Origin of the sequence: Enterobacter sp. CM29 (genome assembly GCF_013179605.1) — a bacterium.
GTDB lineage: Bacteria > Pseudomonadota > Gammaproteobacteria > Enterobacterales > Enterobacteriaceae > Enterobacter > Enterobacter intestinihominis.
Genome location: NZ_JABMCU010000224.1, coordinates 1 through 6627 on the forward strand (window position 1 = coordinate 1; position 6627 = coordinate 6627).

At 52.2% G+C, this 6627-nt stretch carries 7 protein-coding genes; 1 reads left to right on the forward strand and 6 read right to left on the reverse strand.

What is annotated here, in order from left to right:
- On the forward strand, positions 1-734 hold a 734-nt coding region (locus HP459_RS20180), incomplete at its 5' end, for a PLP-dependent aminotransferase family protein (RefSeq protein ID WP_171936718.1).
- On the opposite strand, the gene HP459_RS20185 is transcribed toward HP459_RS20180, so the two are convergent.
- The 6 genes from HP459_RS20185 to HP459_RS20210 all read right to left on the reverse strand — a co-directional run.
- Entirely contained in the window at positions 706-1173 is a 468-nt protein-coding gene (locus HP459_RS20185; protein WP_022647269.1) for a YlaC family protein, read from the reverse strand. The genes HP459_RS20180 and HP459_RS20185 overlap by 29 nt on opposite strands.
- 116 nt (positions 1174-1289) lie before the next feature.
- On the reverse strand, positions 1290-1841 hold the full coding sequence (gene maa / locus HP459_RS20190; protein WP_045622291.1) for a maltose O-acetyltransferase: 552 nt from the start codon (positions 1839-1841) through the stop codon (positions 1290-1292).
- 207 nt (positions 1842-2048) lie between these two features.
- Positions 2049-2267 (reverse strand): HHA domain-containing protein, encoded by a 219-nt coding sequence (locus HP459_RS20195; RefSeq protein WP_015571250.1) that lies wholly within the window; start codon positions 2265-2267, stop codon positions 2049-2051.
- A 28-nt stretch (positions 2268-2295) separates the two neighbouring features.
- Positions 2296-2670 (reverse strand): Hha toxicity modulator TomB, encoded by a 375-nt coding sequence (gene tomB, locus HP459_RS20200; RefSeq protein ID WP_006809850.1) that lies wholly within the window; start codon positions 2668-2670, stop codon positions 2296-2298.
- A gap of 509 nt (positions 2671-3179) precedes the next feature.
- Positions 3180-6326, reverse strand: a complete 3147-nt coding sequence (gene acrB / locus HP459_RS20205; RefSeq protein ID WP_023299464.1) for a multidrug efflux RND transporter permease subunit AcrB — start codon at positions 6324-6326, stop codon at positions 3180-3182.
- 22 nt (positions 6327-6348) lie between these two features.
- On the reverse strand, positions 6349-6627 hold a 279-nt coding region (locus HP459_RS20210), incomplete at its 5' end, for an HlyD family secretion protein (protein ID WP_171936719.1).

Sequence of the window (6627 nt, forward strand, 5' to 3'; positions counted from 1 at the left end):
TGTGCTGGGAAGGGCTGTGTGCGCCTTCACCCACGCTGATTTTTACCTCGCCATCGCACCAGTTCCCTTACGGAAGCGTGCTCAACGCGCGGCGGCGTCTGGCGCTGCTGGAACTGGCCCGGCAGCACAGCGCGTGGATCATTGAGGACGATTACGACAGCGAATTCCGTTATGCCGGTGAGCCCGTACCGGCGATGCTGGGAATGGTCAACAATGCGCCCGTTGTGTATCTGGGGACGTTCAGCAAAACGCTGTTTCCGTCGCTCAGAATGGGGTTCATGGTATTACCGCCAGCGCTGGCGAAGGCAGCGCGTCCGGCCATCGGCTCGCTGCTGCGCGGCGGGCATCGCGCTGAACAGCGCACCCTGGCGCTATTTATTGAGGAAGGCCACTATGCGCGACATCTTGCCGCCATGCGCCGACTTTATCGTAAGCGATACCGCCAGCTGCGGGAGGTGCTAAGCGCAGAGCTTCATACGCCGCACCGTGTTCTTGCCGGAGAAGGAGGGATGCACCTGGCGCTGGCGATTGACGGTATCGACGACCAGCGGCTGGTGGAGCAGGCAAGAGCGTTTCAGCTGGCACCCGCTGCACTGAGCGGGTACTACCTTGAGACGACGCAGGGGCAAACCGGTCTGGTTTTAGGTTACGGCAATACCTCTGCTTCGCAGTTTGCGCCGGGTATTCGACGTCTTCAGGCGCTCATTACACAGCAGCGGGGCGGGAAAGGGTAAAGACATCATAAAAAGAGAGCTGACCCTTGGTGATGACCATTTTCTGCAACTTCTCTTTTTGCCCGGCTTCGACAGCCGGCGAGTGCAGGATGCTGTCGATCAGCTCCTTCGGCACGTAACGCGTGTTGTACCACTCCCCGTTGTAGCAGACGCGGAAATCGAGTACGTCGATATCTTCATACCGGTAACGCGGATTGACGTCGAAAAAGAAAAACGCGTTAAACACCACGAACAGCACAACCAGCAGCCAGACGGAATCGACCAGCGTTTCAGACTTCAGCATGACGATAAGCGTTGCCAGCCAGGCGGCGTACATGGCGACGAACAATCCGGGATGTTTGCGAATAAAGCTGATGCTAAAGCGCGGACGATTGTCGCGCTTTTCGCGGGTATTGAGCTCGTCGATGGTGGCGGTAAGCAGGCGCTGTATCTCTGTCATTTTTTGCCTTTATGATTGTTAAAAATACAGGTGATCTGCCTATTTTATGAGAGGGGTTTATGCGATGAAAGTAACAGTTATGCCAGGAAAAAGCATAACAGTTACTCAGGATGCGCTTAGATCATTTTAATGATTTTCGCCGGATTCCCGCCCACTACCGCATTGGCCGGCACGTCTTTGGTCACTACCGCGCCGGAAGCGATAACCGCATTATCGCCAATGGTCACGCCCGGATTAATCACCGCGCGTCCGCCGATCCAGACGTTATGGCCTATGGTGACCGATTTACCGTACTCCAGCCCGCTGTTACGTTCGGTCGCGTCCAGAGGATGCGTGGCCGTATAAATGTGCACCCCCGGTGCGAGCATACAGTTATCGCCAATGCGGATAGGGCAGACGTCCAGCATGACGCAGTCGAAGTTGGCGTAAAAATTGTTGCCCAGATAGATGTTATAGCCGTAGTCGCAGCGGAAGCTCGGCTCAATATAAGTGCCTTCGCTTTGACCCAGCAGGTCAGCTAATAAGGCGCGACGTTCGGCCTTCTCATCGGGTGCGGTATGGTTATAGCGGTGAACAATATGACGAGCGCGTAAACGGTCAGCCCTCAGCGTGTCATCGCCGGGGCGATAATATTCACCGGCAATCATCTTCTGTTTTTCTTCACTCATGGGAACCTCTCTGGAATCGTTTTACGTAGCGTAAAGAGGATTATCCAGAAAGGGAACGTTCCCTAAAAGTGGCTGTGACGGGAGTCACAACATTCTTGCGTATAAATACGGTTTATACGGGGACCTGGCGTTTGCACTTGAAGCGTAATACGAAAGGTAAATTCAGCTTAACAACGGGCGTAGTGCCTTAAAGTCTCTCTTCAACGACTAACGAACAAATTTCCATACCGAAGAGGGGATCTTGTCATAGAGTTTATTCATGGTCAGTTCAGCAAGACGATGGTCGGCAGCTGAATAAAATACCGCCAGTTCATTATCAGACAGCTCGTATTTATTTTTCTCAATAACACGTTCGAGCGTGTCAATTGACTGACAGCGTCGCAGGCGCATCAAATAATCGACTTTAGTTAATGGTTTATCAGACATAAAATTCACCTTAGTATTTGTAATAATTTTAACAGGAAAGACTAACCGGATTAGCTCTGCTGACATTCGTGAAGCAGCGAAATAGACGGTTTCCTGATTTACGCCATTTCTGCAAATCCTGTGCGTTAATGCCGTAGCTGCTGAACAACATAAAGGTGTCGTCCAGGTATTCATCAATTTGCTCTATCAACTTATTATCTTCATTGTACTTAATTTTATAATTAAGTGCGAAGGTTGCGATATGCTCGATCAGCTCATTAAGCTGTAAATTGATAGCAGACGTTGGATCGTTCACCCAGCCATGGTTACTTTCTTCAAGATTGGCAAGGCAGTCATGGTACAAGGATTCGCAGAGAAATTTCAACTGCGCGATATCATGCCTTTTTGGCGAGTACTCGTCCATAGCGCATCCCCTTCTGAGTGATTTTTTACTCACCGAACATCATGTCGGGATGGATACAACTTGCTTAGCCACACGGGAGCTGTGTTCCTGATAACTCTAACTATAAGCCACTCTGATCAGGATTTCACCGCGCTATTACGAAAAATTACAATTAAAACGTTTCCTTGCGAGCGCTTACGCAAATGTGACCTCAGACGCGAACACTTTTATCGAGAGAAACCCTTTTTTTAATCCGTTCCTTAAGATTCATTGAGTTAGCGCAATGTTTCATTTGAAGTCCGGATTCAGATGTCTTCGGCATTTACGATGATTTAGGATTTGTCCGAATATTTTAGACGATGAATTGATATTAAAAGAATGCTGAATTCTACGATTAGCTTATCGGATTATTATGATAAGTCTTATCAGGACGGGTGAAAATAAATAAAACGACAATAAGACTATTTTATGAATTTTTCTGAAAATGAAAAAGGCCGCAAATGCGGCCTTTTTATCATGTGAAACCGGTATCAGTGATGTTCTACCGAATGATTGTGCTCCACATCTTCATTTTTGCGGCTAAAGCGGCGACGTACCACCACGAAGAACACCGGTACAAAGAAGATGGCGAGAACGGTCGCAGTGACCATACCACCCATTACACCGGTACCTACCGCGTTCTGTGCGCCGGAGCCTGCGCCTGAGCTGATAACCAGCGGCATAACGCCGAGGATAAACGCCAGGGACGTCATCAGGATTGGACGCAGACGCATACGAACGGCTTCAAGCGTTGCTTCAATCAGGCCTTTACCTTCTTTCTCCATCAGATCTTTGGCGAATTCGACGATAAGTATCGCGTTCTTCGCCGACAAGCCAATGGTTGTCAGCAGGCCCACCTGGAAGTAAACGTCGTTAGTCAGCCCTCGGAAGGTTGCGGCAAGCAGCGCACCGATAACCCCCAGCGGAACCACGAGCATAACGGAGAACGGAATCGACCAGCTCTCATACAATGCCGCCAGACACAGGAACACCACAATCAGTGAAATGGCGTACAGGGCAGGGGCCTGGTTACCGGACAGACGTTCCTGATAGGACATACCGGTCCAGTCGTAGCCAATACCCGCAGGCAGTTTGCTGGCCAACTCTTCCATCAGGTTCATGGCTTCACCGGTGCTTCGGCCCGGCGCCGCCTGACCGAGGATCTCCATCGATGGCAAGCCGTTATAACGCTCCAGACGCGGCGAACCGTATTCCCAGCGCGAAGTTGAGAAGGCGGAGAACGGCACCATCTGGCCATCGCTGCCGCGAACGTACCAGTTGTTGATATCGTTCGGCAGCATACGGTATTGCGCTTCGGACATGACGTACACTTTCTTCACGCGACCACGGTCGATGAAGTCGTTGACGTAGCTGCCACCCCAGGCTGCACCCAGCGTGGTATTGATGTCACTGATGGACACACCCAGCGCCTGTGCTTTTTCCTGGTCGATATCGATCTTGTACTGCGGCGTATCTTCCAGACCGTTAGGACGCACGCCCACCAGCAGGTCAGGGTGTTTAGCCACCTCGCCAAATAGCTGGTTACGCGCCTGAGTCAGTTTTTCGTGGCCCAGACCGCCCTGGTCAATCAGCTGGAAGTCGAAGCCGGTCGCCGTACCCAGTTCAACAATCGCTGGCAGGTTAAAGGCGAAGACCATCGCATCTTTAATCTGTGAGAAGGTACCCATGGCCCGGTTGGTAATGGCTTCAACTTTGTTCTCATCACCCGGGCGTTCGGACCAGTCTTTCAGAGAAACGAAGGCAATACCGGTGTTCTGACCACGACCCGCGAAGCCAAAGCCGTTAACCGCAAACACGGATTCGACGTTGTCTTTCTCTTTGGTCAGGAAGTAGTCGGTCATCTCATCCAGCACTTTTTGCGTACGTTCTTGCGTCGCACCCGCCGGAAGCTGAGCCATGCTCAGGAACACGCCCTGGTCTTCATCTGGCAGGAACGAGCTTGGCAGACGAACAAACAGGAAAGCCATGCCCACCACGATGATGATATAGAGCAGCAGATAACGACCGGTGCTGCGCAGGATGTTCCCCACGCTGTCGGTGTAGTGATGCGTACTCTTATCAAACATGCGGTTAAACCAGCCGAAGAACCCTTTGTGCTCGCCGTGGCCACCTTTCTTAATCGGCTTCAGCATGGTCGCACACAGGGCTGGCGTCAGGATCAGGGCTACCAGCACCGACAGCGCCATCGCGGAAACGATGGTAATAGAGAACTGACGGTAAATCGCACCGGTTGAACCCCCGAAGAAGGCCATCGGGATAAATACCGCAGACAGAACCATCGCGATACCGACCAGCGCGCCCTGGATCTGGCCCATTGATTTACGGGTTGCTTCCTTCGGCGGCAGGCCTTCTTCCGCCATCACACGCTCAACGTTTTCGACCACTACGATGGCGTCATCCACCAGCAGGCCGATGGCGAGCACCATCCCGAACATCGTCAGGGTGTTTATCGAATAGCCAAATATCGCCAGAACCGCGAAGGTGCCGAGCAGTACAACCGGCACGGCGATGGTTGGGATCAGCGTTGCGCGGAAGTTTTGCAGGAACAGGTACATTACCAGGAAGACGAGGATGATCGCCTCAACCAGGGTTTTTACCACTTCGTGAATCGAAATTTTAACGAACGGCGTGGTGTCATACGGGTAAACAATTTTCAGACCTGACGGGAAGAAAGGTTCCATCTTCTTCAGTTCTGCACGGATAGCCGTCGCGGTGTCCAGGGCGTTCGCCCCAGTCGCCAGTTTGATACCTAAACCGGAAGCCGGTTTACCGTTGAACTTCGCAATAACGTCGTAGTTCTCGCCACCCAGCTCCACTTTCGCCACGTCACGCAGGCGAACCTGCGAACCGTCCTGATTCACCTTCAGCAGAATTTTACTGAACTCATCCGCCGAGGTCAGACGCGTTTGCGCGATGATAGACGCGTTAAGCTGCTGGCCTTTCACCGGCGGCGTGCCGCCTAACTGACCGGCTGCAACCTGGGCGTTTTGCGCTTTAATTGCGCTGATCACGTCAACCGGGGTCAGCTGGAAGTTGTTCAGCTTATTCGGATCCATCCAGATACGCATCGCGTACTGTGAACCGAACAGCTGAACATCACCCACACCAGACGTACGGCTGATGGCGTCCTTCATGTTGGCGCCCACGTAGTCGGAAATATCTTCCTGCGTCATGGTGCCATCGGTGTTAATCACGCCGACAACCATCAGGAAGCTACTGGACGATTTCTCGACGCTCACACCCTGTTGTTGCACTTCCTGCGGCAGCAGGGGCATCGCCAGCTGCAGTTTGTTCTGCACCTGAACCTGCGCAATGTCCGCATCCGTACCGGATTCAAAGGTCAGGGTAATCTGAACTGTACCGGTTGAGTCACTGTTTGAGGACATGTACATCAGGTTATCGATACCGTTCATGTTCTGTTCGATAACCTGCGTAACGGTGTCCTGCACCGTTTTGGCATCAGCGCCCGGGTAGGTTGCGGAGATCGTCACTGCCGGCGGCGCAATCGTTGGATATTGCGCAACAGGCAGCTTCAGGATCGCAAGTCCCCCGGCCAGCATGATGATAATGGCGATCACCCACGCAAATATGGGGCGATCGATAAAGAAATTAGGCATGTCTTAACGGCTCCTGTTTAAGTTAAGACTTGGTTTGTTCTGACTGGCCAGCGGCCGATGCTTGTTGTTTGTCGTCAGATTTCACTTCCTGAGCTTTGACCTGCGCGCCAGGACGAACTTTTTGCAAACCAGTAATAATCACGCGATCGCCATCTTTCAGACCTTCCGTTACCAGCCACTTGTCGCCAATCGCCTGCGTTGCAGTGATATTGCGTGTTTCGACTTTGTTATCGGCACCCACAACCAGCGCGCTCGCATCGCCGCGTGGCGTACGGGTCACACCTTGCTGCGGAACCAGAAT